Source organism: Actinomadura meyerae (assembly GCF_900188445.1).
GTDB lineage: Bacteria > Actinomycetota > Actinomycetes > Streptosporangiales > Streptosporangiaceae > Spirillospora > Spirillospora meyerae.
Window position 1 is genome coordinate 14,151 of the sequence record NZ_FZOR01000061.1, and the last position, 26,734, is coordinate 40,884.

Consider the following 26,734-nt stretch of genomic DNA (forward strand, 5'->3'; position numbering starts at 1 on the left):
GTCAGGCGGAGGAGTGGACATGGTGGCTGTGACGAATCAGAAGGTGCTCGGGCACAAGTTCCTCACCCGCATGTACGACGACGGGTACTTCCCCGATCACCTCGTCGACAAGGCCAAGGCGATCCTGCTCGGGCTGTGCGGGCGGATCGAGGCCGGCCGGCCCGCCGATCTCGCGGAGCTCTACGCGCTGACGCACGCCGCGACCGAGGACTTTAACGCGCTGGAGGCGGAGTTCGACGCGGCCGGCAGCGAGATCGAGACGGTCGCCCGCGACCTGATCGGGGAGGAGTTCTGGTTCGTCGCCACCGCCTACGGCTTCGACGAGGCCGACATCGAGGAGCTGATCGCCCCCCGGGAATGGTGACACCACCACACCGGGCGAAGCGTCGCAGGTAGGCGGTCGCCCCTCGCACGCGCGCGGAAGGCGGCCTGGAAGAGACGCCCCGGTCAGCGACATGATCGGCGGACGAGATGTCCGTGGTGCGCGGCTTGATCTGAGGAAGCAAGCTTACTGATCAGGGGCCTCCTCAGCCTCCGCCGCCTCTTCGGCCGGAGGGCGGGCCGCGGCACGCTCCCGTGCCGACGCAGGGTTCCGCGCCCAGGTCACCGATACGGTGAAGGATGCCTCACTCTTGCCCTTGGCGAACACCAGGCCTGTCTCGCCGCCGAGCTTCAGGCCGAATCCCAGGGTGATCTCCTCGGGTGCCCGGGCCGCGTCCCGCAGACGGGTGACGAGCATGCTCAGAGCCGGTTCGATGTGATCGAAGGCTGCGGCCAAGGTGCCTGCGGCTTGAACGAACCGGCGCCCCTGCCCATCATCGGCCACTAGTTCGACGTCTTCCAAACCGAGGGGGTCGACCTCGGCCTCGATGAACTGGTCTGAACCGTCCTGCAGAGGAATGCGCATCAGCACCGAATCCATGGCCCCACCCATCTCGCTCGCCTCACTCTTTTACCCGAATCATCTCAAACAGGCCACGTTCTTTTGGCCTGTTCGGCACGGAACATAAGATCGTTCACTATCCGTACCGCCACCCCGTTGGCCGGGCCGCCCCGGCGAGTAGTGATTCGATCAGTGAGTCTCCTGTTGCTCGTCGACGCATGGCTGACTGCTTGGGGTCGGCCCCCTGCTGCTGGGTTCGACGCATGAGCCGACCGACCCCGCACGCGGCTCTGCGCGAGCGAGGCGGTGCCGCCATGCCTGCCACCACAGCCACCAACGAGGGCGTCCCGGCGGAACGGGCTATCGCCCTCACCCCCATCGGCACCTGCCGATCCGCGACAGCCGCGGCTCCACAGATCCCGCCCAATCCTCCCGTCCGGCGCCACCGCTCACGCACGTCACGCCAGGGATTCCGACAGCCCAACACTCCAAGAGCGCACACGGCACCGCCTCTGCGTGTAACACTTATCTCTGTTACGGATGGGAGTTCAACGGCACAGCGAGCCTGCCATCGGCATTACATGGAAGCGTGAGCGAATGGTTTCCGCCCCACCGCACATTCAGTCCGACTACGACCAGTTCATAAGTAGGCAATTCGGAACGGTAGTTCTCCAGCCGACCACTTTGTGTCCATGGGCATGCGACTATTGCTACCTGACCACAACCGACCGCAACCACACAATGGACATCGGGGTCGCGTCAGCGGTGGCCGAAAGCATCCGGCTGCAGCAGGCGCCCGGCCCTATCAACGTCATCTGGCACGGCGGCGAACCACTGGCACTCGGAGCGGACCGATTCGAGCGACTTCTAGCCCCCTTCGAGACATTGCGGAGAGAGGGCAGCGTTAGCCATACCGTGCAGACGAGTGCCGGTCTGATAACGCCACGCTGGTGCGAATTGTTACGAGCTCATGACATAGCGGTGGGAGTAAGCATTGACGGTCCCCCGTGGGCCAACGTGCGGCGTCGCGACAAGTCTGGCCGCTCGACGCATGAACGTACCATGACCGGAATCGACATTCTCCGTGAGCACATGCTGGAGTTCACAGTCATCGCAGTGGTGACGCCGGAGACCATCAACCACGCGGACACTCTGATCGACTTCTTCGAGGAGCTGAGTCCTGCTCGCCTGGGCTTCAATCTGGAGGAGCACGAAGGAGCCAATACCCGGCGGCCACCCATCGACAGAGAAGCCGCGCTTCAGTTCTGGTACACACTTTTTCGTCGCAGTCACAGCGGCACGGATCTGCGATTGCGCGACACTGATCGACTATTGAGCTACTTGCGTGGCGCACGCAATGGGAACGAGAAAGAAAAAAGCGCACTCCACGACCCCATCCCAACCGTGTCCTGGAGTGGCGATACAGTGCTACTTTCCCCCGAACTCGCAGGCATTCACGCACCGGAGTATGGCGATTTCATAGTTGGCAACGTTCTTCGCGAATCTTTGCCGAGCATCCTCCAGGGCGCCCACCGGTTCAAGTACGTCGACGAGTTCGTGCGCGCGCTCTCGTCATGCGCCGGAGGCTGCGAATTCTACGACTTCTGCAAAGGCGCACAGGCAGGCAATCGATACTTCGAGCACGGCCGCTTCACCGAGACGGAAACTAGTTATTGCGTCAACACCCGCCAATCTTTGGTGCGCGCTCTGGAAAAATACCTGCTGCAGGGAATGGAGCCATGACGATTCTTGAGTTTCTTGCCACATCCGAGTCGACTCTGCTAAAGGAGCTGCTGCAGCGCATCGATGACCGCACGGCGCCTACACGCACCAACGCATTCGACAACTCCGGCGGCTGGGGGAATTGGGCGAACACCTGGGACAACTGGGACGATTGGAGTAAATGGAACAAAGCTGATGATTCTGACATCGCCAACATGGCGGCAAGGAGTCGACCTCGGCGTGTTTCGCCGTGACCAGCCCCGAACGTTTTCTGGTCAAGGTGATCGGCTCTAAAGGGAGAGCTGTCGGCAGAGCTTTTGTCGCCGGAGATCGAGAAGTGGTCACGTGCGCTCATGTGATCAACGTGGCGCTGGATCGCCCGGAACGTGAAGCCTCCCATCCCGGTACAGGCTGGGTGACCGTCGAGTTCCCTTTCGCGGGCCGAGCGGACGAGCGAGTTGTCCGCCTGGCCAAACTCGCGGTCTGGCTACCGGAAAGCGGGCCATCGTTCGACATGCTCGACTTCGCCGGCCTCCGGCTCGACGAGGCACTTCCCAGCGGCGTGGAGCCCGTGACGTTGAGCTCGGCAGGCGAGGAGTCTCCGGACGAGCGTCGTGTGGAGTTATGGGGACCGAATCTGAGCAGCAGAGGCGGCGCCCGCGACGGCTACGTGCAAGGGACTCTCCTCCACCATGTGGATCGCAGCCGTCTGCAGGTCATTCAGGACCGGACCGGAGCCTTCCGTGCGCAGCGCGGGTACAGCGGTGGCCCGGTCTGGCAACAGAGCACGGGGCAGGTCGTGGGCCTGGTCCAGGCGGTACCGCGTGACGAGAATGCGGTGGACGTTTATGTCATCGGCGGGGACGTGTTGGTGGATGCATGGCCGGAGGTCCTCTATCGTCCCCCACCCAATCCCTACAAGGGCCTAGCCGCTTTTACCGAAGCCGATGCCCGGTACTTCTTTGGCCGACAGCATTTTGTCGACGAAATCGTACTCGCCGCCGAGACCGAACCGTTGATCACCGTCGTGGGCAGATCGGGCGTGGGCAAGTCATCCGTGATCGCGGCCGGCTTGGTCCCGGAACTCCGGAAGAAGCATCGACTCACCGTGGGCGAGTTCCGCCCGGGCGATCATCCGGTATTGCGCATGGCAGCCGCGTTCATGTCCGCGGCGGGCACCCGGCCGCCCTACTCCGAGGCGGCGCTCAGCTCCTGGATGCGCAGGATCGAGTCGGAGGGCATCGCCGCGGCGGCGGAGTACGCGTGCGCAGCACGCGACGTTCCCTTCATGTTGCTCGTCATCGACCAGTTCGAGCAGATCTTCACCGAATGCACGGTCCCTGAGCGCAGGGAAATGATGTTGCGTCTCCTAGGTCAAGTCGTCCAACAATCACCCGGCAGCCTGCGCATCGCTCTCAGCATCCGAAATGACTTCTTCTGGGATCTCATGGAAACCGAGGACCTGCTCGGTTCGTACGTACAGACACACGCGCACAAACTGCTGCCCATGACGGCTACGGACCTGTATCAGACTGTCGCCGAGCCTGCCCGGGCAGCAGGGGGATCGAACCCGATCACCTTCGATGACGGGCTCATCGAGCTGATCTGCGAGGAGTTCAGAGGGCAGCCCGCCGAACTACCGCTGTTGGAATTTACTCTCGCCCGTTTGTGGGAGACCCAGCGAGGGCGAAAGCTCACGCTCAAGACTTATCGTGACCTCGGCGGCGTGACCAGAACCCTCGCCGTGTACGCCGAGGAACGCTACGGCATGCTCTCGTCCGACCAGCAGGACGCCGCGAGCCGTATCTTCACCGAGCTGGTCCATCCCCACCATGTCGATGTCGCCCGCCAGGTCCGCCGTCTCGACCTACGGGCAGCGGATTGGCCGACGGTGGAACGACTGCGGGATGAGCGTCTCCTGGATGTCCACACATCCGATGACACGGGGACGGTGACCGTCGAGATCGCTCATGAGGCTCTGCTGCGGGGATGGGACAGGCTTCGCGGATGGCTGGAGAGGAATCGAGAATTCCGGACCTGGAAAGCTGACATCGTGAACGCTCGTGAGTTGTGGGAGCTTCATGGCCGGAACACCGACCTCCTTTTGCGCGGGCCTGTACTCACCAGAGCGATCAAAATGGCGGCTGACCATCCCGACGATGTGACCGGAGTCCGAGAGTTCATCGCGATCAGTGCCGAGCACGCCGCGACCGAGCTACGGGAGCGGCATCGGCTGTCCCGGGAGACCGAAGCACTGCGGATGGCCAGCCGGAGCCGGGAAATCTTCAGTCCTGACGCCCTCAACTTAAGCATCGCGATCACACTCGGCATCAGCTCACTCGATCGTGCTCATACCCAAGAGGGAGATCTCGCGCTGCGGCGCGCTCTGGACCTGACCGGCCGTCCAGTATGCCAACTCGCTCACAGCGGTGAGGTGTCAGCCCTCGCCTTCAATTCGTCAGGCGACCGTGTGGCCACTGCGAGCCGTGACGGTACGGTACGGATCTGGCATATCGAGACCGGGGCCGAATTGCTGTGCCTGTCACATTACGCGGCGGTTCCGGATATCCTATACAGCCCTACCGACGAATGGATCGCCAGCGCCTGCGAGGATGGCACCGCACGGATATGGGATGCCGAGAGTGGAGAAGAGATCGGCCGGCTCTCGAACGACGGCCTGCCCGTCACGCGGATAGCACTCGACCACACCGGCGAACTCGTCATCACCACCGGCGACAGCGGAGTCGCTCGAGCCTGGAAGGCGAGCGACGCCACGGAACTTTTCCAGATGCGCCACGATGGTTTGAGGCTGGCAATCTTCAACCCTGCCGGTACCCACATCGCCACCGCGGGCGACGATGGGTCGGTACGAATCTGGCGTCGCGACGGCGGCCAACTGAGTCGGCTTTCCCATGATATGCCGGTGCTGGACGTCGCCTTCGACTCCAGTGGCGAACAAGTCTCCACCGCCTGCGACGACGGCATCATACGGATCTGGAACCCGCGAACGGGCGACGAGTTGCGCCGCTTCGCTCATGGCGGCAGTGTCTGCAAGGTCGTGTTCTCTCCCGACGGAAATCGAGTCGGCAGCGCCGGCAGCGATGGAACGGCTCGGGTCTGGGACCTGTCGACGGGCAGTGAGGTGTATCGGCTCACTCACGGCGACAGGGCCCTTGATGTCACGTTCAATGCGGCGGGTGACCTCATAGCCAGCTCCAGCGCCGACGGCACCGCCCGGGTCGCCAGCCCTGCGCTCGGGCGCCAGCTATCCTGGCTCGTCCACGAACGGCAGGTACGAACCGTGGTGTTCAGTCCGTCTGGCGATCACATCGCCACCGCCAGCCGCGACGGCACCGCAAAGATCTGGGACATCGCGACGGGTGCCGAGCCGCTGCCACTGGTTCACGAAGGACCGGTATGGCACACGGTCTTCAACCTCAGAGGAGATCGTGTCGCTACCGTCAGCGACGACGGGACAGCAGTCGTCTGGAATCCCGCAACGGGAAAGCGGCTGGCCGATCACCGTCACGGCGCACCCGTGCGAAGAATCGCCTTCGGGCCAGACGACGACCACCTCGCCAGCGCGGGGACGGATGGTGCGGTCTGCCTCTGGGATCCCGATTCGAGTACTCCTCTGCGACACCTGCGCCATGCCGGTGGCGTGAGTCGGATGGCCTACGATCCCTCTAGTTCACGGTTTGCGACAGCCAGCGACGATGGCACCGCACGTGTCTGGGACACGACCACCGGCGCCGAACTTCTACGCATCTCCCATCATCGGCCTGTAATCGATGTGGCTTTCAGTTCCGACGGGACCCTGATAGCGACAGGTGACCGAGATGGAATAGTGCGCCTTTCAGACACGGACACCGGCGACCAGCTTCTCCACCTGGCTCATCGCGGCTCAATAAGGCGACTGGCTTTCAGCCCGAACGGTGAACTCATCGCAACGGCAAGCGACGATGGCACGGCACGTGTATGGGACGCGAACACCGGCACGGAGCTGTTCCACATCACCCACCATCACCCCGTACTCGACTTGGTCTTCAGCCCCGACGGCGCGTTGCTGGCGACCGCTGCCCGTGGGGGCATCGCCCGCATCTCCGACTTGTCGACGGGCGAAGAACTCCACCAGCTCGTCCACGACGGATCGGTGTGGGCCGTCACCTTCAATCCTGATGGCAAACTACTGGCAACCGCCTGTCATAACGCAATCGCCATCATCTGGGATTCTGCGACCGGCACAATTCTGTCCCGCCTTTACCATAACGCGCCAGTCGTAGGGGTAGCGTTCAATCCAACTGGCGATCGCATAGCCACTAGCTGCCGAGACGGCATAGCACGCCTCTGGCTGGTCAAGCATCAAGACGTCGTGCGAGAGGCTTACCGCCGACTCCCTCGCAAGCCCACCTTGGAAGAGTGGCGCCGCTACCTTCCCCGGCTCGACTATCCACATATCTTCGGCGAAAGGACGTAAGGTCCTCGCACTTACGCGCGCCCCCCGGGTAACAGTGTGGCCGTTGTCGGTGGGTCAGGTGAAGTCGGGGGCGTGGTCGGCGGCCCATTCGGCGAAGGTGCGGGCGGGGCGGCCCAGTACCGCCGCCACGTCGCCGGTGACCGGCTCCGGTGAGTCCACCATCGCGGCCCAGCCGGTCAGTGCCGCGTCCGCGAACGCGGGGCTGCCCATCATCTCGACCAGCATGGGGCGGACGGCCTCGGCGGGCAGTTCCTCCCAGCGCAGGTCACGGCCGATCGCCTCGCCGATGATGCGCACCTGCTCCGCCTGGGTGACCGTCTCCGGGCCGCTGAGCACGTAGGTCCGCTTGTCGTGCCGGTCGCTCGTCAGGGCCTCCACCGCGACGGCCGCGATGTCGTCCTCGTGGACCATCGAGCGCGCCGCCTCGCCGTACGGCCAGCGCACCACGCCCTCGTCGCGGATCGATGCGGCCCAGCCCAGCGTGTTCGTCGCGATCCCGGTGGGACGCAGCATCGTCCAGGGCAGGCCGGACGCGGCGACGGCCCGCTCCACCACGGCCCAGAACGAGTCCGGGTCGGTCTCGGCGGGTGTGGCCGACACGTACACGATCCGAGGCGATCCGGTGTCGGCGAGCACGTCGACGACGCGGGGAGCGAGCCGCACCGCCGCCTCGGGGTCGACGAACGGCCAGACCAGGAACACCGCCTCCACACCGGCCAGGTGCGGGCGCAGGGTCTCCGGGTCGGCGAAGTCGGCGGCCACCACCTCCGCGTCCGCCGGCAGATCGGCCCGGCTCGGGTCGCGGGTCACGGCGCGCACGCCGTGCCCCGCGGCCACCAGCCGCTCCACCGTCCGCCGCCCGACATTGCCCGTCGCACCGGTCACCAGAATCATGGTCTCCCCCAGGGAACTCTCGTCGTTCGATGCTGCCGACCGTAAGACCTCGACTTTGGTTGAGGTCAAACTCGGCGGCGGCGAGGTTCACCGGTGACCGGGTCCTGCGACGGCGCAACGGATGCCGAGGCGCCGCGCGCAGCCGGTCAGGAGGTCAGCAGTTTGGCGCGCAATGCGGCGACGGTGGCGTCGCTCAGCTTCAGGCCGTTGCGGACGTAGTTGTCGAAGCTCCCGTAGGCGTGGTCGACCTCGTGGAACGCCTCGTCCAGCCAGGCGGACTCCACGGCGTCGGACCGCCCGAGGTAGGCGTTGCTGGCCATGTAGTCCTGGTACACCGTCGCCTTCGGGACGCCCAGGATCGTCAGCAGCACCGCCGCACCCCAGCCGGTCCGGTCCTTCCCCGCGGTGCAGTGGAACACCGTCGCGCCGGGGTTGGCGGCAATAGCGGTGAGCAGTTCGCGGTAGGCGCGGCTCGCGCCGCTGAAGTCCACCAGGAACGGGTAGGCGATGGACTGGCCGAGGTTGGACGACCCGGTGATCAGCCCCATCAGGAACCCGTAGAGCAGGCTGGCCAGTGCCGGGTTCGCGAAGGAGATCCCGTGCGTCAGGTCCTCGACGTCGGCGACCTTGTAGGCGATCCCGGCGGGCAGCAGGTCGGGGTCGTCCGCACGCTCCTTGAAGTTGCGCAGGTCCACGTCGAGGGTGATGCCGAGGTCGAGCAGCGTCTGCTGGTCGGCGGCCGACAGGTGGGCCAGCGTGTTGGAGCGGTAGACGACGCCGGTGCGGACGTGGCGGCCGTCGGCGGTCGCGTAGCCGCCGAGGTCGCGGAAGTTGGCGGCCGTGGCCAGCCGGGGCGCGGTGGCGAGGGACGCCGTGGCGGGCGCCCGGTCCGGGGCGCCGGCGAGGGCGGGCGGTGCGGTCAGCGTGCCGGCCAGCAGGGCGGCGCCGAGCAGGGCTGCGGACGTTCGGGGGGTGCGCATGACGATCCTTGTCGGACGGCCCGGGCGGGGGAACGGACGTGACGTCCGTCATCATGCTTTCCGGGCGGACCTGGATGAACTGGCAGGCCCTCAAATCTTCCCGACGTTCATTGTGCGGTGCGACAACCGGCGCGGACGGCGCCCGGGTCGGGCGGGCCGTCCGCGCGCGCATGGGCGCGATGATGGCCGAGCACGGCCTCGGCCTCTGGCACTTCGCCGTCCTGTCGGCGCTGGACGACTCCGGACCGGCCTCGCAGCGCGAGCTGGGCGCGCGCCTGCGCATCGACCCCGGCGACCTCGTCGAGGTCGCCGGCCGGCTGGAGGACGCCGGGCTCGTCCGGCGCGAGCGCGACCCGGCGGACGGCCATTTATTGGAATCCTCTTCTAAAGTTTCGCGGACTCATGGCCCGTTCCGGTCAGCACCCCCGAAGAAAGCGGGGCCGGAGAATGCCGTCAATGGATCTTCAGGATTCGACGTTATTACCTTCAAGGGGAGAATGTCCCCCGAGTCGGTTATGTCTGGAGCATCACTGCACAGCGCACTGACCTGGGCTGATCCATTAGCCGGACGTTCAATACGGGATACACGGCGTCCAGAAGTGGACGCGAATCGCGCGCAGCCCAGACACGCGGGACACCAGGACAGGCGGTCGGCAATGGCGAAGTGAATGGGGTTCTGCTGCTAGGTTCCAGAACAGGGGGAACTGTTTCCTGGGGAGTAACGAAATGCCCGACAAGCGTGAAGTGATCGATTCGAGGGACCGTTCCGCTTCGCCGGTCTTCGTGGACGTGACCGGGCGCCGCCGCAGGCGGCTGCGCCGGGCCGGCTACGCGGCGGCGGCCCTGTGCGGGGGCTATTCGATCATGATCGGCATCAGCCTGGCGGGCGGGCCGGTCAGCCCGCAGACGCTGCTGCCGAAAGTGGGCGGGGGCGAGACCAAGGTCGCGCCGAGCCCGAAGCACCGGCCGCCGGCCGAGGACGGACCCGCGGCGCTGCCGCCGCTCCGCCCCTCCCTGCCCGGCCCCTCCCGGCCCGCCCGGACGCCCGGCCCCGCACCCGCGGCGCCGCGTGCGTCCGGGAGCGTGCCCTCCGCGCCCTCCGGCGCCGTGCCGTCCCCGCCGCCGCCCGATGAGCGGCGCGCCAGGCCGCAGGGCCCGACCGGCACGCCGGCCACGACGCCGAGCCAGCCGGGCGGCGATCCGCCGGCGGCGCGGCCCGCGGCCCCGGAGAGCCCGCCCGAGAGTCCTCCGGAGAACGGCGAGCCCGCCGCGGCGGACGAGCGGCGCGACAACACCGGGGCCGGGCAGACCGGCGCCGAACCGCAGGCCGCGGCCGCCACGCCCCAGATCGCCGAGAGCGAGCCGACCGCGCCCGCGGCCGGAGCCAGGGAGTGAAGGCGGCGGTCCTCGCGCTCCTGCGTCCGCGCTGGCTGCTGACGATCATGGCGTCGCTGGCCTTCGCCTGCGTGCTGTTCGCGCACGGCCTGGTGCACGCGGAGTTCGGCGCGGACGGCAACGCCGTCCCGCCCCGCAGGGCGACGACGGTCCCGCCGGACGTCCGGACCGGCGGGCCCATCATCGGCGCCGGCGCGAAGCGGTGGCAGTTCCGCGTACCGGACCGGACGGTCATCCTCACCTTCGACGACGGCCCCACCCCGCAGTGGACGCCGCAGATCCTCGATGTGCTCGACCGGTACAAGGTGCGCGCCACGTTCTTCGTCGTCGGGTCCAAGGTGACCGAGCACCCCGGCATCGTCCAGCGCATGCAGCGGTCGGGCCACGAGATCGGGCTGCACACGTTCACGCACTCCGACCTCGCCGCGGTCCCCCGCTGGCGGTTCGGCATGGAGCTGTCGCAGAGCCAGCTCGCGCTCGCGGGAGCGACGGGCAGGACCAGCTCGCTCGTGCGTCCGCCCTACTCCTCCACGGCGGACGCGGTCGACGACAACCAGTGGAAGGTGCTGCGGGGCCTCAGCGACAACGGCTACACCACCGTTCTCACCACGCTGGACTCCAAGGACTGGCAGCGTCCCCCGGTGAGCCGGATCGTCGCCAACTCCACCCCGGCCGGGCACAGGGGCGAGGTCATCCTGATGCACGACGCGGGCGGCGACCGGTCCCGCACCGTCGCCGCGCTCGACCGGCTGATCCCGCGGTTGCAGGCGCAGGGCTACCGCTTCGCGACCACCGCGGAGGTCATCGGCGAGTCGCGGGCGAACCCGCCCGCCGCGCGCGGCCAGCACTGGCGCGGCGTCCTCCTCGTCGGCATCGTCGGGGTCGCGGGCGTCATCGTCTCCGCTCTGGCCCTGATCCTGCTGGTGGTGGGGGTGCTGATGGTCGTGCGGCTGCTGCTCATGGTGGTGGTGGCCGGCCGGCACGCGCGCGTCCGGCGCCCGGCGCGCTGGTCGTGGGGGCCGCCCGTGACCGAGCCCGTGTCCGTGGTCGTCCCCGCCTACAACGAGCGGGAGTGCATCGCCGACACGGTCCGGTCGCTGGTCCGCGGCACCCATCCGGTCGAGGTGATCGTCGTGGACGACGGCTCCACGGACGGCACCGCCGACGTCGCCGAGTCGCTCGCCCTGCCGGGCGTGCGGGTGATCCGGAAACCGAACGGCGGCAAGCCGTCCGCCCTCAACGCCGGGATCGCCGCGGCTCGCTGCGACCTCGTCGTGATGATGGACGGCGACACCGTGTTCACCCGCGACACCGTGCGCAGGCTCGTCCAGCCGTTCGCCGATCCGCGGGTCGGCGCGGTGGCCGGCAACGCCAAGATCGCCAACAGGAACTCCATGCTCGGCCGGTGGCAGCACATCGAGTACGTCATCGGCACCAACATCGACCGCCGCGTCTACGACCTGCTGCACTGCATGCCGACCGTGCCGGGCGCGGTCGGGGCGTTCCGCCGGTCGGCCCTGCGCGAGGTGGGCGGGGTCAGCGACGACACCCTCGCCGAGGACACCGACCTGACCATCGAGCTCATCCGCGCCGGATGGCGGGTGGTGTGCGAGCCGTCCGCGGTCGCCTACACCGAGGCGCCCTCCACGATCGGCCAGCTGTGGCGGCAGCGGTACCGCTGGTCGTACGGGACGATGCAGGCGATGTGGAAGCACCGGCGCGCGGTGCTCGAACGCGGTCCGTCCGGCCGGTTCGGGCGCTGGGGCCTGGCCCATCTCGCCCTCTTCCAGGTGACGCTGCCGCTGCTCGCGCCGCTCGTGGACGTCCTGCTCGTCTACGGCGTCCTGTTCCTCGACCCGGTCAAGGCGTTCGCCGCGTGGGGGGCGGTCCTCGGCGTCCAGCTGGCGGGCGCGTGCTACGCCTTCCGCCTGGACCGCGAGAAAACGCGCGTGCTGTGGGCGCTGCCCGTCCAGCAGTTCGTGTACCGGCAGCTCATGTACGCGGTCCTCATCCAGTCGATGATCACCGCGGTCGGCGGCATCCGGCTCGGCTGGCACAAGCTGCAGCGCACCGGCGGACTGGACGCCCTCGTCAGCCAGAACCGGTCGTGACGCCTTCGCCGGGGTACGGGAGCAGGTCCGTTCCGCTCGTCCTGGGCGGCGCCGTCCTGCTCGCCGTACCGGGCTGCCACGCCGCGGGCGGCGCCGGCTCGCCGCCCGCGGTCGCACCGGCCCCGCCGGGGCCGGACCGCGGCGCCAGGATCCGCCTCGACCAGGTCGGGTACCTTCCGGACGAGTCCAAGCGGGCGTATCTGATGACGTCGGCGGCGCAGACCGCGCGGATCCGGTTCAGGGTCGAGGACGCCAGGGGGCGGACCGTCCTCACCGGGGCGCCCGGACGGCGCACCGGCTCGTGGAACGCCGCCTTCCCGTCCGTGCGCGTCCTGGACCTCACCCGGCTGACGGACCGGGGCACCTATCGCGTCGCGGTCGGCGGGCCGGGGGTGCGGGCGCACTCCCCCTGGTTCCGGGTCGGCCCGGCCGCCGAGGTGCTCGGGCCGCTGCTGCCCCGGATGCTGCGGTTCTTCCAGGCCCAGCGGGACGGAGCCGACGTCGTCCCGTCGGTGCTCGGCCGCCGCCCGTCCCATCTGGCGGACCGCGCGGCCACCGTGTACCGGCCGCCGCGCCATCGCGACGGCGAGCCCGCGGGCGGGCTCGTCCCGGTGCCCGGCACCGCGACCGTCGATGTGTCCGGCGGCTGGGCGGACGCGGGCGATTTCCTGAAGTTCACCACCACCGCGTCCTACACCACCGCCGTCCTCTACTACGCCCACCGCGCGGTGCCGTCCGAGCCGGGCCTGGCAGCCGAGGCCGACCACGGCCTGAAGTGGCTGGACAAGATGTGGGACGAGCGGACCGGCACCCTGTACGCGCAGGTCGGCATCGGCGTCGGCGGTGCCGGGTACCTGTCCGACCACGACGTCTGGCGGCTCCCGGAGAGCGACGACCTGCGGCGGGACGGGCGGGGCGACCCCGGATACCTGCTGCGGTACCGTCCCGTCTTCCGCGCGGCCGCACCGGGGGCGCCGATCAGCCCGAACCTCGCGGGCCGCGTCGCCGCCGCGTTCGCGCTCGCGGCGCAGACCCGCGCCCGGGACGATCCCGCGGCCGCCCGCCGTGCACTGGAGAAGGCGGCGGGCATCTATGACCGCGCGGACACCGCCCCCGGCGACGGCCTCGTCACCACCTTCCCGCACGAGTTCTACCCGGAGGCGTCCTGGACGGACGACCTGGAGTTCGGGGCGGTCGAGCTGGCACGGGCGGCACGGACCCTGGGCGACCGCCGGGCAGGCGGCTGGCTCCGCCGGGCGGCGCACTGGGCCGCCGCCGACCTCCGATCCGACGGGCAGGGTCCGCCGGGCGTCGGCGATGTCGGCGTGCTGGCCCACGCCGACCTGATCGAAGCCCTCGACCGGGGCGCCACCGGTCTCGGCATCGGCCGGGACGAACTGGTCGCGGGCCTGAGGCACCGCCTCGCCACCGCCGCCGGGAGGGCCGCCCGCGATCCGTTCGGGGCGGGCGCGGATGCGACCGTCTCCGACTCGGCGGCGACCAGCTTCGGCCTGGCGAGCACGGCCCTGCTCTACCGGCGGGCGAGCGGCGACGCGTCCTACGACGCGCTCGGCACCGGGCAGCGCGGCTGGGCCCTCGGCGCGAACGCGTGGGGATCGTCGTTCCTCATCGGCGCCGGGACCACCTTTCCGCGCTGCCCGCAGCACCCGGTCGCCAACCTGACCGAGGGCGCCGTCCTCGAAGGCGCCGTCGTCAACGGCCCCAACGCCGCTGCGGCCTTCGGGGACACCGGCGTGCTCGACGGCATGCGGCCGTGCGCGGTCGCCGGTTTCGACCGGTACGACGGGCACGGCAGCCGGTACACCGACCGGGTCGGCGCCTGGCAGAGCGTCGAACCGGCCGACGACTACACCGCCGCCGCAGTGTTGATGACAGCCCTGGCGAGCGCTCCCGAGCCCGCACCGGCCACTCCGAGACAGCCGGCTGGAAGCAGAGCCGGCCCATCCTGACCATGGAGCTGGCCGGATCGGGCCGGGGCTGCGTGTTCCGGTAAACGGCCCCAGTTCACCACCCCCGACCTGCGCCGCGGCCAGGCGCGCGGGTCACGGCCCCTACCGGAGGGGCGTCGATGCCGAGTACCGGTGGTACCAGGACCGGGACAACGACGGGGTGGTGTGCGAATGACGGTCCGTCATCGCTCCGGATTCGGGTCTCTGCACAGCTTCGCGTAGCGTCCCGGCGTCATGCCGATCGCGGCCTTGAACATCCTGGTGAAGTGGGCTTGGTCCGCGAAGCCTGTCGCGTGGGCGGTCTCCGCCAGGGGCCTGCCCATGCGCAGTCTCTCGCGGGCGAGGTCTAGCCGGCGCATGACCGAGTACCGGTAGGGGCTGGTGCCGTACAGGGCACGGAACTGGCGTGCGAACTGGTACCGGTCGAGCCCGGTGACCGCCTCCAATTCGCTGGAACGCACGACCGACCGCCGGTTCTCCAGGAACTCGCGGCCGCGTTCGAGGGCGGGCAGGTCGACGCGGAGGGCCCCATCAGGGGCGCGGGCTGCCGCGCTGCACCGGACCAGGCCCTCGGCGAGCTCGACGACCAGGGTGTCGAGCGCCAGCGGCTCGGGAACCGCGTTGAACGCCGCCCGTATCGCCCGCGCGAGGACCGGGTCGTCGGCCACCGGGGCGGCGAAGGGCAGCGGAGCCGGCCGTCCGGTGATGGCCGAGAGGGCGTCGGCGATGCGGGCCGGGGCGACGTAGATCTGCGCGTAGCCGAGGAGGTCCGGCCCGTCGGCCCAGCCGTCGTGCGGCTCGTCGGGATGCAGCACGAAGACCTGCCCGGGGGCGCTGCGCTCCACCGCACCCCGGTAATGGAACGCCTGGGCGCCTGATTCGGTGACCCCGACGGCGTACACGTCGTGGCGGTGCCGGCCGTACGGGTGGCCGCGCAACCCGGCCCGGAACAGTTCCACGCCGTCCAGGGGCCCGCTGGCTTCCATCCACTCACCCGGGTCACACGATCGTTCAAGACCGCTGCGGCGCGGCCCGGCCACGCTGGGTGCCATATGCGGAGTCTAAGGAGAAGCCCGTGGAAGTCTCCCTTTCACCGGCCCAATCGATCGCGTTCCTGACATTCGCCGCGGTGGCCGCGGGAACTCCCGGCCCCAGCAACGTGCTGCTGGCGGCCGCGGGCGCGAGGAGCGGTGTACGGCGAGGCATCCCCGACCTGCTCGGGCAGGTGATCGGGATGAGCGCCATGCTGTTCGCCGTCACCCTCGGAATCGGCAACCTGTTCCTCGACCGTCCGTGGCTTCTGGAGATCCTCACATGGGGCGGCGCGGCACTGCTCTGCTGGATGGCGTGGGGCATCGCGACCGCGGCTTTTCCGGAGGGGGACGCGAACACCTCTGCCTGGTCCGGTTTTCTTGGCATGGCCGCCTTCCAGTGGGCCAATCCCAAAGGCTGGCTGATCAGCGTCGCGGCCAACGCCACCTTCGTGGACGAGCTCGGCGGCGCCTTGAGCAGGTCCTTGGTCCTCACCGGCCTGTTCCTGCTGGCGGCGCTGCCCAGCTGCCTGCCGTGGCTGGCTTTCGGCGCCGCCCTCCAGCACCTTCTCCGCACGCCGCGGACCTGGCTCGTCTACCGCTCCGCGATGGCCGCCCTGCTGGTCGCGTCGATCGCCCTCTTCGTCTGGCCCGAAGCCTGACGCGGACGGTCGTGCCGGGTGGAGGCCATCGGCCGCCACCCGGCACTCGATGCCTGGACGTTCCGGCTACATCCGGAAGCGTTCGGCCTTGTACGCCGTCTTACCTCCCACGAGCGTCCAGAGGATCCGCTGGTCCATTCCCAGGGACAGCTCCGGATGCCGGTCGAGGTCCCTGATGTCGCCGAGGTCGAGGACGACGAGATCGGCGAGCTTGCCGCGTTCGAGGCTGCCGCGCGCCGTCTCCTGGCGGACGGCGTAGGCGCCGTTGATCGTGTAGGTCTTCAGCGCGTCGAGGATCTTGACGCGCTCGTCCGGCCCCGCGACGTGGTCGGAGCCCATCACCTTGCGCGTCAGCATCGAGTAGACGCCCAGCCACGGGTCCCAGTGGTTGGTGCCGTAGTCCGACCCCGCAGCGGTCACGACCCCGGCCCGCAGGTAACTGCGCACCGGGTTCACGCGGGCGAACCGCTCGGGCCCGAAGTTGTCCAGGAACGCCGCCCCGCTCTGGTAGTTCCAGTTGGGCTGGATCGACTCGACGATCCCGTAGCGGGCCATGTCGTCGATCACGCGCGTGCCGGGTTCCATCGGGAGGTAGCCGTGCTCGATGGTCCAGCGGAAGTCGCCGCGGGGGCCGCCCTTGTCGTCGATGATCTTGGAGTAGAGGTCCACCGCCTGCCGCATGGCCCGGTCGCCCGTCGCGTGGGTGTGCAGGTTCCAGCCCCGGTCGGCCGCCGCCCGGTACTGGGCCTCGCGGAGCGCGTCGTCCGCGACCTGGACGCCGAAGTTGGGCTTCCCGTCGATCGTCTCCCAGTCGCGCATCGGTTCCGAGAGCCAGGCGGTCCGCGTCTGCGCGCCGCCGTCGGCGAAGAACTTGACGCCGGTCATCTCGAGGTCGGGGTTGCCGCTGAACGCCCCTTCGGCGGAGGCGAGGGCCGCGCCCACCGTCTCCGGGGACTGCGTCCTGAAGGAGCCGAGGTAGCCGTTGGCGAGCCGCAGCGGTTGCAGCCAGCCGCGCGCGTACGCCTCGCGGTAGTCCGCGATGCCGCCGGACGGCTGGACGAACGCGGTGACGCCGAGGCTGAGCATCTCGCGTGACCCGTCCCGGATGCTCTCCAGCATCTCCTCATGGGTCGGCGCCGGGGGCTTCACGGTCAGCAGGCCCAGGGCCGGCGATCCGCCGTGCGCGCCGATGAACACGCCGTTCGGGACCTCGAGCTCGCGCGTCCTGCCGTCGACCGTGGTGATCGTGCGCCGTTCGCGCAGGATCCGGTCCGCGGGCGTGAAGTCCGGCGGATCCTCCAGCCACCAGTCCGGCCAGGTCGACGGGTCGTCGTCGCGGATGCCCATCTTCTCGAACACCTTCGTGTTCACCGCCATGCCGCCGTTGGTCCGTGCGAGCCAGACCGGGTTGTCCGGGGCGAGTGCGTCGAGCTGCCAGCGGTCGACCATGCCGCCCGGATACTTGTTGTCCAACCAGCGCACGCCTTGGATCCACTCCCCCGGCTCCGGATCCCTGCGCTCGATGTGCCGGCGGACCGCCTCCAGGACGTCCGCCTGCGACACCGCGAACGACAGCTCGGCGGTGTTCTCCATCTCCCAGCCCAGCGGGGCCAGGTGGAGGTGCGAGTCCTGGAGGCCCGGGATCACCGTCTTGCCGCGGAGGTCGACGACCTTGGTCCGCGCTCCCCGCTCGCGCATGACGCTCGGCTCCGAGCCCACGGCGACGATCTTGCCGTCCGCGATCGCCAGCGCCTTGGCGAAGGGACGCTTCGCGCCCATCGTCACGATCTGCCCGCCCGTGAGGATGAGGTCGGCGCCGCCCTTGCCGTGGCCCGGCTTCGAGTCCGCGAGGGCGGGCGGTGCCGACACGAACACGACGGACGACGCGACCACGACGCAGCCCACTGCGCGGCGCCGCGAGCGGCTCGCCGAGCCCCTCCGCCGGCGCCCCGTCCGGGGCTCCCCTCGAAGGGCCGGATCGGCCGACCGGGTCCACGCCGACGCGGTGCTGTTCCCGCGCATTTGCGCTCCCTCCCTCGCCGCGCGCCACACGGTCCCGATGACCGGGCCACATTACGACGATTGATAACAATCAATACATCGCATACTTGGCACGCGGGCGCAAGGGCGACTTTTCGCGGGGGTACGCCGTTCCAGAACGAGCGCAGTGGCTCGCGACCTCGATGACATGGGCGAACGCCACCGCACGGCGAGGCGGTGGACCGTTCACGTCGATCGATCTGAGGGGCTCCGCCTACCCGGCGCCACTGCTCGGCAGGCTGATTGGTTCTCCTCCAGGCGGCTTCCGGCCGCGGCAGGGGGGGACCATGGTGCTCATTGGGGACCATGGCGCTCATTCGTCCGGCCGCGGCTCAGCGCAGGGCGACGAAGGCGGCGAGTGCCAGATGGCGCGCGGAGCCGGTTCGTCTGCCCCTCGGCCCGGGTCACCGCCGACCGGCTCCGCGCTCGTCAACGGCTCCTACGTGTTGGACGAGGCCGCCCGGACCCACCGCGGCCTCGCCGGCCGCACCACCATCGGCGAGCTCCCGCTCTCCCTCTGACGGCCGCGGCCCTCCCGGCTCGTACGGCTCTCGGGATCAGGAGAAGTCGTCCCTCGAGAGGCCCTTCTCCGACATCTTGTCGGCGAGTGCGGCGCCCATCTCGGTACGCGTATCAGGACGCGGCTTCGGCTCCTGGTCGGGGTCGCGGTCGGGATCGTCACCGGGCTTCATCACGACCTGATCGGTATCGTCGGTCTTCGGCGCGTTCTCTTCAGGCGTGGTCATTCCGTTCCTCGTGTTCGGATGAGTCGCCGGGTTCTCCGGCCATTGCGCTACGGCTACCCGGGCACGCCCGGCTCTAACTCCCCTGGCCAGGGCGCCGATGCGCACCATCGAGACCAACTGCACGCTGGAGCGGTACAGGTCCTCCTGCGGGGGGGTCAGGGTGACGCGGCCTTCGACGACGTCGCCTTTCCGCGTGTCGCGCTCATCGCGGCGGCCGGTGACCGGGAGTACCCGGACGCGGTCGCGGAGGCAGAGCCTCCGGGATCCGGGATACCCCCAGGGGTATTTGCCGTGTCGCGCCTCCATCGGTTACCGTGAGCCACATACCCCCCGGGGTATATGCCCGGCCTGCCGGCCGTGCATCCCGTACCGAGTTCGGAGAGGCCGATGAACGACACGCCCACGCGACTGGACGCCGCGAGCCTGCGAGCACGGCTGGACGGTCCCGCTCCGCCCCGCCTGCTCGACGTCCGGACGCCGGGCGAGTTCGCCGCGGCCCACATCCCCGGCTCCTACAACGTGCCGCTCGACATGCTCCGGGAGCACCGCGACGAACTGTCCCGGCACCTGGACGAGGACATCGTGCTGATCTGCCGCTCCGGCGTCCGCGCCGGGCAGGCGGAGCGGGCGCTGGCCGCAGCGGGCCTGCGCAACACCCGCGTGCTGGACGGCGGGATCACGGCCTGGGAGGCGGCCGGCGCACCCCTCAACCGGGACGGGCGCGACCGCTGGGATCTGGAGCGCCAGGTCCGGCTCGTCGCCGGGACGATCGTGCTGGTGGCCGTGGTGAGCAGCGTGGCCGTGCCCGGACTGAAGTGGGTGGCGGCCGCCATCGGCGCGGGCCTGACCTTCGCGGCGCTCACCAACACCTGCGCGATGGGGATGCTGCTGGCGAAGCTCCCCTACAACCGCGGTGCGAGCTGCGATCTCCGTACGATCACCGCCCGGTTGGCGAACGGCGAGCGATCGGCATGACCCTCGTCCTCACACTCGCCGCGGCCGTGCTGATCGGGGTCACACTCGGGGTGTTCGGCGGGGGCGGTTCCATCCTCACCACCCCGGCGCTGATGTACCTGGCCGGCGTCGACGCCAAGCAGGCGATCGCCATGTCGCTGTTCGTCGTGGGCGTGACGAGTGTGGTGGGGGCCGTCCCGCACGCGCGGGCCGGCCGGATCCGGTGGCGCACCGGCCTCTTGTTCGGCGCGGCGGGCATGGCCGGAGCCTATGCCGGAGGCAGGCTCGCCGCGTTCGTCCCCGCGCACGTGCTGCTGATCGCCTTCGGGATCATGATGACCGCCACGGCCGGCGCGATGCTCCGCGGCCGCGAGGAGTTCGAGCCAGGTCACCGCGCCGGGAACAGGGCGGCCGGCAGGATCATGCTGGAGGGCGCGTCCGTCGGCCTGGTCACCGGCCTGGTCGGCGCGGGCGGCGGCTTCCTGGTGGTGCCCGCCCTCGCCCTGCTCGGCGGACTGCCGATGCCGGTCGCCGTCGGCACCTCCCTGCTGGTCATCGCGATGAAGTCCTTCGCGGGGCTCGCGGGCCACCTGCAGAGCGTGCAGATCGACTGGACGCTCGCCCTCCCGGTCGCCGCGCTCGCCGCCGCCGGAGGGGTACTGGGCTCCCGGCTCGCCGGAAAGGTCGCCCCTGAGCGGCTGCGTACGGGCTTCGGCTGGTTCGTCCTCGTGATGTCCGTGTTCGTGATCGCGCGGGAGCTGCCCGCGCAGGCGCGCCCGATCTTCCTTGCGGCCGTGTCCCTCGCCGCCCTCGCCGGGGCGATCACCTTGACCGTCCGGCGGTCCCGGCACGGGACCGCCGCCCTCCCCGCCCTCGTTCCCCGGAAGGAGACCGAAGCCATGCAGTCCCCGATGTACTTCGCGCAGCACTACCTGGAATGCCTGTCCCAGGCGTCCTACCTGATCGGCGACAGGCGGACCGGACGCGCCGTCGTCGTCGATCCGCGCCGGGACGTCTCCGAGTACCTCGACGACGCCGCGGCCAACGGCCTGCGCATCGAGGGAGTGATCAACACCCACTTCCACGCGGACTTCGTCTCCGGCCACCTCGAACTGGCCGCCCGCACCGGGGCGTGGATCGGCTACGGCGCGCGCGCCGAGGCGGAGTTCCCGATCCGGAAGCTGCGCGACCGCGAGCGCATCGGCCTCGGCGAGGTCACCCTGGAGATCATGGAGACCCCGGGGCACACTCCCGAATCGATCAGCGTCCTGGTCTTCGAGCACCCCGGCGACGGCACGCCCTACGGCGTCCTGACGGGGGACGCCCTGTTCATCGGCGACGTCGGCCGCCCGGACCTGCTGGCCTCCTTCGGCGTCGGCGCCGACGAGCTCGGCAGGATGCTCTACGACACCGTCCAGCACAAGCTGATGGCGCTGCCCGACCAGACGAGGCTCTTCCCCGCGCACGGGGCCGGATCGGCCTGCGGCAAGAACCTGTCGACCGAGCTCCAGTCCACCATCGGCGCGCAACGGCTGAGCAACTACGCCTGCGTGCCCATGGGCGAGCGGGAGTTCCTCGACATCGTCACCGAGGGCCAGCCTCCCGCCCCGGGCTACTTCGGGTACGACGCGCTCCTCAACCGCAAGGAGCGGGAGCTGCTGAAGGTGGAGGAGCACCTGCGGGAACTGCCGCTCGGCGACGTCCTGGCGCGCCGCGACGCCGGCGCGGTCGTCGTCGACGCCCGCGACCCGCAGGAGTTCGCCGCCGGGCACCTCGCCGGCTCGCTCAACGTCCCCGCCGACGGCCGGTTCGCCGAGCAGGCGGGCATGCTCATCGAACCCGGGCGGGAGATCGTCGTGATCGCCCCCGACGGCCGCGCGGAGGAGATCATCGTCCGCCTCGCCCGGATCGGCCTGGACACGGCGGCGGGCTTCCTGGCGGATCCCGAGGACGCCTTCACCCGGGCGCCCGAGGGCGACATCGCCCGGGCCGAGCGGATCACCTTCGCCGAGCTGCGCGACGAGCTCGGCGGTGCCGAGCCGCCGCTGGTCATCGACGTCCGCAACGCCGGTGAACTGGCGGCCGGCACCATCGAGGGAGCGGTCAACATCCCGCTGGCCGAGCTGCCCGGCCGCCTGGACGCCGTCCCGGCCGCCCGGCGGATCGTCGTCCACTGCGCGGGCGGTGCCCGCTCCTCGGCCGCCGCGAGCCTGCTGCGCCGGGCCGGCCGCACCCGGGTGGCCGACCTGCTCGGCGGCTACGGCGCCTGGGCCGCCGCCCACGCCCCGACCGAGACCTGACGGGTACCCTGGCGGGTATGAGGAGGACGACGTGAGATTCGAGGCGGACACGCTGGCCGACGTCCTCGTGCGCCTGCGGCGTGCGCAGGGGCAGCTCGCCGGGGTCATCCAGATGATCGAGAACGAGCGGGACTGCAAGGACGTGATCACCCAGCTGGCGGCGGTCTCCCGGGCGCTGGACCGCGCCGGGTTCAAGATCATCGCGACCGGGCTGGAGCAGTGCGTCAAGGACGGCGCGGACCCCGAGCAGGCCCGGCTCGACCTCGCCCAGCTGGAGAAGCTCTTCCTGAGCCTCGCCTGATCCGGCCGGGCTCGCGGGAGGCCCCGCGGGACGTCACGTCGACCAGATCTCCAGGGCGAGCAGGTCGCGCATCGACACCATGCCGACCACGCGGCCGTCGTCCTGGACGGGCAGGTGGCGGATGCCCTCGTCCAGCATCCGGCGCGCCACCTCGCGCGCGTCCTCGTCCAGCCCGGCGGTCCTGATCCGCTTCGACGCGTACTCGGCGGCCGGGCGCGAGCCGGGTTCGGGCGAGGTCGCCAGCGCCGCGACCAGGTCGCGCTCGGTGATGATCCCGAGCACCTCCTCGCCGTCGAGGACCGCCAGGGCGCCGACCTCGTTGTCCTTCATCCATCGCGCCACGTCGACCAGCCGCTCATCGGCGCGGCAGCCGTAGATCAGCGGCCGGTACACATTGCTGACCCGCATCTTCCCCTCCAAGGATTGATTGATTTCAGCCCGCTTCGGCCGCGCTGCGGACGGCCGGGCCCCGCCCGTCCTCCCCCATCCGCCTGGACGCCGCGGGCATGGCGGTCACGAGGCGGCCGGACGGTCCGGGCCCGGCGCCTGCAGGACGCGGTCGATCAGCAGGTGCAGGTGGGAGCGGAACCGTGCGATCTCCGGCGGGGTCAGGCTGTCGCGGTGGCCGTGCGGCAGCGAGGTGGTACCCCGCCACGGCGTGGGCCGGTCTCCGTGGTTGGGCACGCCATAGGTGACGAACCCGGTCGTCGCCCACACCAGGGTCCACAGCATGTAATCGATGTCGACGCCCAGGGACGCCAGTGGACGCATGGCGTCGGCGACCAAGTCGGTCAGCGGCCGCTCGTACGCGGACTCCAGGTCGGCGCTACCGGCCGCGTCCCCCACCCACCGGTGCAGCCACAGCCGCGCCACCTGGGGGTGGGCCAGATGGAAGTCCAGGTAGGTGTCGGCCAGGGCGTGGAGCCCCTCCTTCGTCAGGCGCACGGACTCCACCGCGTCCTCGAGCATCGCCTGCTCGAGGAGGTGCGCGCGCCGCATCACCTCGTGGTACAGCTCCAGGGTGCCGCCGGTCTTCTCCAGCAGCGTGGCGGTGTCCACCCCCGCGGCCTCGGCGATCATGACGCCATTGGTGCCGTCGAAACCGAGGTCGGCGAACAACCGGGTCGCGACCTGAATGATCCGCTCTCGCTCGGAGCCGGCACCTGCGTTCATACCGACGCCCTATACCCGCCAGTCTCGGCACTGCACTCCCGGCGGGGCGCCGGACGCCGCGTCCGGTCAGATGCCGGTGCCGGCGATGCCCAGGCGGTTCGGCTCGACGAGCCGCATCCCGTGCTCCCGGCAGGCCGCCAGCAGCGCGCGCCGCCGGTCGGCGGTCAATCCGGAACCGACCACCATCAGGGCGGGGATCCCGGACCGCCCGCACGCCGCCGCCACACCGGGCACGGCGTACGCCGGAACGGCGATCACGGCGAGGTCGGGTACCTCGGGCAGGTCGGCGAGCGTCGCGACGCACGGCGCGCCGTGCAGGTCGTCCCCCGCGCAATGCGGGTTCACGGCGTGCACGGCGCCCTTGAAGCCGCTCGCGATGAGGTGCCGCAGCAGTTCGGCGCCGACCGTCCCGGCCCGCCGCGAAGCCCCGATGACAGCCACTGACCTGGGCCGCGTCACCGGTCCCGGGCTCGCCACGTCCGTTGGCCGCTCGCGGTCCGCGTCCATATCCGCCGGGCCGAGCCGCCCGATCCCGGCATGCGCGCCGCCGGTCGGGAGCGCGAACGCCCGGTCGCCGGAAAGCCGCTCCGTCATGTCCCCAGCATCCGGCCGAAAGCCCCCGCCGATCACCGGTCCAAGGTCACCCGCGGCCGGGACCATGGTCCTGAAACGCCTGTACCGCGCACCGGCGACCCCGCTCCCGCGAACACGTCGGGGGAGTCGGCGACTAATCCTCGGGGTCCCGAGGTGCGTGGACGACCGCGACCGCGCAGGGCGCGTACTGCAGCATGGCCTGGCTGACCGAGCCGAGCAGGAGGCCGCGGAAGCCGCCCAGTCCCCGAGAGCCGACGACGAGGAGGCGTGCGCCCTGCGCGGCGTCCAGCAGCACGTCGCGCGGCTGGCCGACCCTGACCTCGGCCTGCGCGTCCACGCCCGGGTGAAGGTCCCGCAACGGGGCGGTCATCTGCTGCAGGCGTGTCGTGGCCGCCTCCCGCATGCCGTCCTCGTCGACCAGCGGCGGGAGGTCCGTCACCGGTACCGACTCCCAGGCCGCCACCGCGTGCAGCGACAGCCCGTGCAGTTCGGCCTCGTCGAACGCCATCGACAGCGCCGCCCGGGATGCCGGTGAACCGTCCACGCCGACCACGGCACGGCCCGGCCGCGCCTCCGCCTGCCCGTCCGGGGCCTCCCGGGCGATGACCACGGGGCATGAGGCGTGCGCGGCCACCTGAGCGCTCACCGAACCGAGCACCAGGCCGGCGAACCCGCCGAGCCCCCGCGGCCCCAGCACGATCAGGGCGGCGGTCTTGCCCGCCTCGAGCAGGATCGCGGACGGCCGCCCGCACTCGAGGATCCCCTCCACCGGCACGTCGGGCGCCTGCTTGCGGACGTGCTCGATGCCGCCGTCCAGGGTCTGCTGCGCCACAGACCCCAGGTCCACCATCGGCATGGCCATCGAGCCTCCGATGTAGGCCTCCCACGTGTGGATCACGGTCAGCGGCAGGCCCCGTACGCGGGCCTCCTCCACCGCCCAGTCCAGGGCGCGGAGGCCGTTCTCCGAACCGTCGTAACCGGCGACGACACCGGTGATCGCCTCTGAGCCCATGACGTCTCCCCCACTTCGCACGAACCCATCTGGCTCCTACATCCCCACCTTCCAGAGCTTGAACGTTCCGCCTCACCGAAACAGGCCGAACGACCTCCCACGCGGTGACGAAGGTCCCTGGAGCGGACGTCCGCCCAGGACAACGCTGGCCCATGCGCGGCTTTTTTCTAGGAGATCCGAGTACGAGCGGCAGAGGGGGAACATCGACGGTGAACGGAGGGCCCATGAGCGATCAACTGCAGCGCCTCGACCCGGCGGCCTGCATGGCGCTGCTCAAGCGGGTCTCCGTCGGCCGGATCGCGTGGGCCGAGGACGACGGGACCGCCACGGTCCTGCCGGTCAACTTCGCCATCGACGGCGAGACGCTCGTCTTCACCACCGCACCGGGCGCCAAGCTCGATGCCGTCCGCGGCGGGCGCCCGCTCACCTTCGAGGCCGACGACCTGGAACCGGCGCTCCGGACCGCCTGGAGCGTCCTGGTCACCGGGCGGGCGGAGATCGTCACCGACCCGAGCGAGGCCGAGCGCCTCCGGGAACTGCCGCTCACCCCGTGGATCCGCTCCCCCGCGCAGTCCTTCGTGCGGCTGACTCCCCACCACATCAGCGGACGCCGCATCCCCCTGCACCCCGGCGGAGTCACGACCGAACACGTCGACGCCGCGGACGAACCAATGTGACGCCTACCGCCTATCGGACCCGGACGCCGCCACACCGGCGTCCCCGTGCGGAGCATCGCCGCCGGTGACGGACGCGGCGGGTTCCGTCAGCCGTGTCTGCGTCGTCTCCAGCCGTTCCACGACGAGTTCGGCGAAGCGGCGCGTCAGGTCGTGGCCCAGGGAGGGGTCGACGGCGCAGAACGTCCGGACGAGGCGTCCGTCGAACTCGATGGCCCGTACCGGGGTGGCGGCCACGCCGCCGAAATGCCACTGGTGCGGGCGGAAGAGCCACGACCAGCCCAGCACGGAGCCCGGGCCGAAGGCGTCGATGACCACGGTGCCGCCCCGGGGCGTTCGCAGGTCGACGATCACGGTCCCGTCTTGGACGAGCCAGAACCGCTCCGCCGGCTCGGACTGGCCGAAGACGCGCCTCCCCGCCGCGAATCCGGTGCACCGGGCCGCCGTCGCAAGCCTGCGCAGGTCGGCGGCCCCCATGCCGTGCAGGAACGGTTCGCGCGCGAGATCCGCGCTGGTCACAGTGCGCATCCGACTCCCCCCTCGTTCGTCGCAGCCTCCATCCCATCCGGGGACGCGCCGCCGCCACAGGGCCGAAGGGCCCGTCGTGGCCGGGACCTCAGCCGCCCGAGGGCCGTCTTCGACCGGGTAACGTCCGGGCATCACCGGAGATGAAGGATGATGCGATGACCGGTCCGAACCGTGAGGTCTCCAAGATGATCAGGGTGTTCCTGCTGGACGACCACGAGGTCGTCCGCCGCGGGGTCGCGGCGCTGCTGTCGGCCGAGGACGACATCGAGATCGTCGGCGAGGCCGGC

General features: G+C 70.1%; 26 protein-coding genes and 1 pseudogene. 16 read left to right on the forward strand and 11 right to left on the reverse strand.

Annotated elements, in window-relative coordinates; genetic code table 11:
• Positions 1 to 19 precede the first annotated feature (19 nt).
• The gene (locus CHF16_RS36635; RefSeq protein WP_218827011.1) at positions 20 to 364 is read left to right on the forward strand and encodes a DUF5713 family protein; all 345 of its coding nucleotides are present in this window, start codon (positions 20 to 22) and stop codon (positions 362 to 364) included.
• 144 nt (positions 365 to 508) lie between these two features.
• Here CHF16_RS36635 and CHF16_RS36640 read toward each other — a convergent pair whose 3' ends face one another.
• The gene (locus CHF16_RS36640) at positions 509 to 922 is read right to left on the reverse strand and encodes a CU044_2847 family protein (protein ID WP_143228272.1); all 414 of its coding nucleotides are present in this window, start codon (positions 920 to 922) and stop codon (positions 509 to 511) included.
• Positions 923 to 1,480: 558 nt separating this feature from the next.
• On the opposite strand from CHF16_RS36640, the gene amcB reads away from it, so the two are divergent.
• Genes amcB through CHF16_RS36650 form a run of 3 tightly spaced genes read left to right on the forward strand, consistent with a single transcriptional unit; the run spans position 1,481 to position 7,082 of the window.
• Positions 1,481 to 2,626: a cyclophane-forming radical SAM peptide maturase AmcB gene (gene amcB, locus CHF16_RS36645; protein ID WP_089330780.1), complete on the forward strand. Its 1,146-nt coding sequence runs from the start codon at positions 1,481 to 1,483 to the stop codon at positions 2,624 to 2,626.
• Entirely contained in the window at positions 2,623 to 2,859 is a 237-nt protein-coding gene (locus CHF16_RS39925) for a hypothetical protein (protein WP_143228273.1), read from the forward strand. The genes amcB and CHF16_RS39925 overlap by 4 nt, the downstream gene beginning before the upstream one ends.
• Positions 2,856 to 7,082: an nSTAND1 domain-containing NTPase gene (locus CHF16_RS36650; protein ID WP_089330781.1), complete on the forward strand. Its 4,227-nt coding sequence runs from the start codon at positions 2,856 to 2,858 to the stop codon at positions 7,080 to 7,082. Before CHF16_RS39925 ends, CHF16_RS36650 begins: the two co-directional genes overlap by 4 nt.
• 54 nt (positions 7,083 to 7,136) lie before the next feature.
• On the opposite strand, the gene CHF16_RS36655 is transcribed toward CHF16_RS36650, so the two are convergent.
• Together CHF16_RS36655 and CHF16_RS36660 are read right to left on the reverse strand one after the other, a co-directional pair.
• Positions 7,137 to 7,976 (reverse strand): SDR family oxidoreductase, encoded by an 840-nt coding sequence (locus CHF16_RS36655; protein ID WP_089330782.1) that lies wholly within the window; start codon positions 7,974 to 7,976, stop codon positions 7,137 to 7,139.
• Positions 7,977 to 8,122: 146 nt separating this feature from the next.
• Positions 8,123 to 8,956 (reverse strand): tyrosine-protein phosphatase, encoded by an 834-nt coding sequence (locus tag CHF16_RS36660; RefSeq protein ID WP_089330783.1) that lies wholly within the window; start codon positions 8,954 to 8,956, stop codon positions 8,123 to 8,125.
• A 38-nt stretch (positions 8,957 to 8,994) separates the two neighbouring features.
• Between CHF16_RS36660 and CHF16_RS36665 the strand changes: the two genes are divergently transcribed.
• Genes CHF16_RS36665 through CHF16_RS42250 form a run of 5 tightly spaced genes read left to right on the forward strand, consistent with a single transcriptional unit; the run spans position 8,995 to position 14,607 of the window.
• A complete protein-coding gene (locus tag CHF16_RS36665; RefSeq protein ID WP_089330784.1) occupies positions 8,995 to 9,624 on the forward strand; it encodes a MarR family winged helix-turn-helix transcriptional regulator in 630 nt (209 codons plus the stop codon).
• A gap of 58 nt (positions 9,625 to 9,682) precedes the next feature.
• Positions 9,683 to 10,351, forward strand: a complete 669-nt coding sequence (locus CHF16_RS36670; protein WP_143228274.1) for a hypothetical protein — start codon at positions 9,683 to 9,685, stop codon at positions 10,349 to 10,351.
• Entirely contained in the window at positions 10,348 to 12,462 is a 2,115-nt protein-coding gene (locus CHF16_RS36675) for a bifunctional polysaccharide deacetylase/glycosyltransferase family 2 protein (RefSeq protein ID WP_218827012.1), read from the forward strand. The genes CHF16_RS36670 and CHF16_RS36675 overlap by 4 nt, the downstream gene beginning before the upstream one ends.
• Entirely contained in the window at positions 12,459 to 14,432 is a 1,974-nt protein-coding gene (locus tag CHF16_RS36680) for a glycoside hydrolase family 9 protein (protein WP_179271877.1), read from the forward strand. The genes CHF16_RS36675 and CHF16_RS36680 overlap by 4 nt, the downstream gene beginning before the upstream one ends.
• Positions 14,433 to 14,460: 28 nt before the next feature.
• Entirely contained in the window at positions 14,461 to 14,607 is a 147-nt protein-coding gene (locus tag CHF16_RS42250) for an excalibur calcium-binding domain-containing protein (protein ID WP_425427543.1), read from the forward strand.
• A gap of 7 nt (positions 14,608 to 14,614) precedes the next feature.
• Here CHF16_RS42250 and CHF16_RS36690 read toward each other — a convergent pair whose 3' ends face one another.
• Positions 14,615 to 15,418, reverse strand: a complete 804-nt coding sequence (locus CHF16_RS36690) for an AraC family transcriptional regulator (protein WP_218827013.1) — start codon at positions 15,416 to 15,418, stop codon at positions 14,615 to 14,617.
• Positions 15,419 to 15,507: 89 nt separating this feature from the next.
• Here CHF16_RS36690 and CHF16_RS36695 point away from each other — a divergent pair, with 89 nt between their 5' ends.
• Complete coding sequence (locus tag CHF16_RS36695; RefSeq protein WP_179271878.1) at positions 15,508 to 16,125, forward strand: LysE family translocator; 618 nt, start codon at positions 15,508 to 15,510, stop codon at positions 16,123 to 16,125.
• Between the two features lie 66 nt (positions 16,126 to 16,191).
• Here CHF16_RS36695 and CHF16_RS36700 read toward each other — a convergent pair whose 3' ends face one another.
• Positions 16,192 to 18,147, reverse strand: coding sequence for an amidohydrolase (locus tag CHF16_RS36700; RefSeq protein WP_089330788.1), 1,956 nt, complete (start codon positions 18,145 to 18,147; stop codon positions 16,192 to 16,194).
• 383 nt (positions 18,148 to 18,530) lie between these two features.
• Between CHF16_RS36700 and CHF16_RS40695 the strand changes: the two genes are divergently transcribed.
• On the forward strand, positions 18,531 to 18,686 hold the full coding sequence (locus CHF16_RS40695; protein WP_179271879.1) for a hypothetical protein: 156 nt from the start codon (positions 18,531 to 18,533) through the stop codon (positions 18,684 to 18,686).
• Positions 18,687 to 18,722: 36 nt separating this feature from the next.
• On the opposite strand, the gene CHF16_RS41710 is transcribed toward CHF16_RS40695, so the two are convergent.
• On the reverse strand, positions 18,723 to 19,217 hold the full coding sequence (locus tag CHF16_RS41710; RefSeq protein WP_245869759.1) for a hypothetical protein: 495 nt from the start codon (positions 19,215 to 19,217) through the stop codon (positions 18,723 to 18,725).
• A gap of 81 nt (positions 19,218 to 19,298) precedes the next feature.
• On the opposite strand from CHF16_RS41710, the gene CHF16_RS36710 reads away from it, so the two are divergent.
• From CHF16_RS36710 to CHF16_RS36720, 3 genes are read left to right on the forward strand one after another with little or no spacing between them, the layout of a single operon-like run.
• Positions 19,299 to 19,886, forward strand: a complete 588-nt coding sequence (locus CHF16_RS36710; RefSeq protein WP_089330789.1) for a rhodanese-like domain-containing protein — start codon at positions 19,299 to 19,301, stop codon at positions 19,884 to 19,886.
• Entirely contained in the window at positions 19,883 to 22,165 is a 2,283-nt protein-coding gene (locus tag CHF16_RS42110) for a TSUP family transporter (protein ID WP_089330790.1), read from the forward strand. The genes CHF16_RS36710 and CHF16_RS42110 overlap by 4 nt, the downstream gene beginning before the upstream one ends.
• Positions 22,166 to 22,196: 31 nt before the next feature.
• A complete protein-coding gene (locus CHF16_RS36720) occupies positions 22,197 to 22,466 on the forward strand; it encodes a metal-sensitive transcriptional regulator (protein ID WP_089330791.1) in 270 nt (89 codons plus the stop codon).
• 33 nt (positions 22,467 to 22,499) lie between these two features.
• Here CHF16_RS36720 and CHF16_RS36725 read toward each other — a convergent pair whose 3' ends face one another.
• The 4 genes from CHF16_RS36725 to CHF16_RS36740 form a co-directional block, all read right to left on the reverse strand.
• A complete protein-coding gene (locus CHF16_RS36725; RefSeq protein ID WP_089330792.1) occupies positions 22,500 to 22,874 on the reverse strand; it encodes a CBS domain-containing protein in 375 nt (124 codons plus the stop codon).
• A gap of 105 nt (positions 22,875 to 22,979) precedes the next feature.
• Positions 22,980 to 23,639, reverse strand: a complete 660-nt coding sequence (locus CHF16_RS36730) for a TetR/AcrR family transcriptional regulator (RefSeq protein ID WP_089330793.1) — start codon at positions 23,637 to 23,639, stop codon at positions 22,980 to 22,982.
• Positions 23,640 to 23,705: 66 nt separating this feature from the next.
• The gene (locus tag CHF16_RS36735; RefSeq protein ID WP_218827014.1) at positions 23,706 to 24,233 is read right to left on the reverse strand and encodes a CoA-binding protein; all 528 of its coding nucleotides are present in this window, start codon (positions 24,231 to 24,233) and stop codon (positions 23,706 to 23,708) included.
• A 133-nt stretch (positions 24,234 to 24,366) separates the two neighbouring features.
• Positions 24,367 to 25,245, reverse strand: coding sequence for a universal stress protein (locus tag CHF16_RS36740; protein WP_089330795.1), 879 nt, complete (start codon positions 25,243 to 25,245; stop codon positions 24,367 to 24,369).
• A 224-nt stretch (positions 25,246 to 25,469) separates the two neighbouring features.
• On the opposite strand from CHF16_RS36740, the gene CHF16_RS36745 reads away from it, so the two are divergent.
• A complete protein-coding gene (locus CHF16_RS36745; protein WP_179271880.1) occupies positions 25,470 to 25,922 on the forward strand; it encodes a pyridoxamine 5'-phosphate oxidase family protein in 453 nt (150 codons plus the stop codon).
• 3 nt (positions 25,923 to 25,925) lie between these two features.
• On the opposite strand, the gene CHF16_RS36750 is transcribed toward CHF16_RS36745, so the two are convergent.
• Entirely contained in the window at positions 25,926 to 26,447 is a 522-nt protein-coding gene (locus tag CHF16_RS36750) for a cyclic nucleotide-binding domain-containing protein (RefSeq protein ID WP_179271881.1), read from the reverse strand.
• A gap of 155 nt (positions 26,448 to 26,602) precedes the next feature.
• On the opposite strand from CHF16_RS36750, the pseudogene CHF16_RS41715 reads away from it, so the two are divergent.
• Positions 26,603 to 26,734 (forward strand): annotated as a pseudogene (locus tag CHF16_RS41715) (DNA-binding response regulator); the annotation flags it as partial.

Bases quoted from the DNA above. Each gene is read 5' to 3' on its own strand.
- CHF16_RS41710 (WP_245869759.1), bottom strand. From the start codon at position 19,217: ATGGAGGCGCGACACGGCAAATACCCCTGGGGGTATCCCGGATCCCGG.
- CHF16_RS36745 (WP_179271880.1), top strand. From the start codon at position 25,470: ATGAGCGATCAACTGCAGCGCCTCGACCCGGCGGCCTGCATGGCGCTG.
- CHF16_RS42110 (WP_089330790.1), top strand. From the start codon at position 19,883: ATGACCCTCGTCCTCACACTCGCCGCGGCCGTGCTGATCGGGGTCACA.
- CHF16_RS36660 (WP_089330783.1), bottom strand. From the start codon at position 8,956: ATGCGCACCCCCCGAACGTCCGCAGCCCTGCTCGGCGCCGCCCTGCTG.
- CHF16_RS36635 (WP_218827011.1), top strand. From the start codon at position 20: ATGGTGGCTGTGACGAATCAGAAGGTGCTCGGGCACAAGTTCCTCACC.
- CHF16_RS36710 (WP_089330789.1), top strand. From the start codon at position 19,299: ATGAACGACACGCCCACGCGACTGGACGCCGCGAGCCTGCGAGCACGG.
- CHF16_RS36750 (WP_179271881.1), bottom strand. From the start codon at position 26,447: ATGCGCACTGTGACCAGCGCGGATCTCGCGCGCGAACCGTTCCTGCAC.
- CHF16_RS36670 (WP_143228274.1), top strand. From the start codon at position 9,683: ATGCCCGACAAGCGTGAAGTGATCGATTCGAGGGACCGTTCCGCTTCG.
- CHF16_RS36640 (WP_143228272.1), bottom strand. From the start codon at position 922: ATGGATTCGGTGCTGATGCGCATTCCTCTGCAGGACGGTTCAGACCAG.
- CHF16_RS36725 (WP_089330792.1), bottom strand. From the start codon at position 22,874: ATGCGGGTCAGCAATGTGTACCGGCCGCTGATCTACGGCTGCCGCGCC.
- CHF16_RS36730 (WP_089330793.1), bottom strand. From the start codon at position 23,639: ATGAACGCAGGTGCCGGCTCCGAGCGAGAGCGGATCATTCAGGTCGCG.
- CHF16_RS36700 (WP_089330788.1), bottom strand. From the start codon at position 18,147: ATGCGCGGGAACAGCACCGCGTCGGCGTGGACCCGGTCGGCCGATCCG.
- CHF16_RS40695 (WP_179271879.1), top strand. From the start codon at position 18,531: ATGGCGCGCGGAGCCGGTTCGTCTGCCCCTCGGCCCGGGTCACCGCCG.
- CHF16_RS39925 (WP_143228273.1), top strand. From the start codon at position 2,623: ATGACGATTCTTGAGTTTCTTGCCACATCCGAGTCGACTCTGCTAAAG.
- CHF16_RS36655 (WP_089330782.1), bottom strand. From the start codon at position 7,976: ATGATTCTGGTGACCGGTGCGACGGGCAATGTCGGGCGGCGGACGGTG.
- amcB (WP_089330780.1), top strand. From the start codon at position 1,481: ATGGTTTCCGCCCCACCGCACATTCAGTCCGACTACGACCAGTTCATA.
- CHF16_RS36690 (WP_218827013.1), bottom strand. From the start codon at position 15,418: ATGGAAGCCAGCGGGCCCCTGGACGGCGTGGAACTGTTCCGGGCCGGG.
- CHF16_RS36735 (WP_218827014.1), bottom strand. From the start codon at position 24,233: ATGACGGAGCGGCTTTCCGGCGACCGGGCGTTCGCGCTCCCGACCGGC.
- CHF16_RS36740 (WP_089330795.1), bottom strand. From the start codon at position 25,245: ATGGGCTCAGAGGCGATCACCGGTGTCGTCGCCGGTTACGACGGTTCG.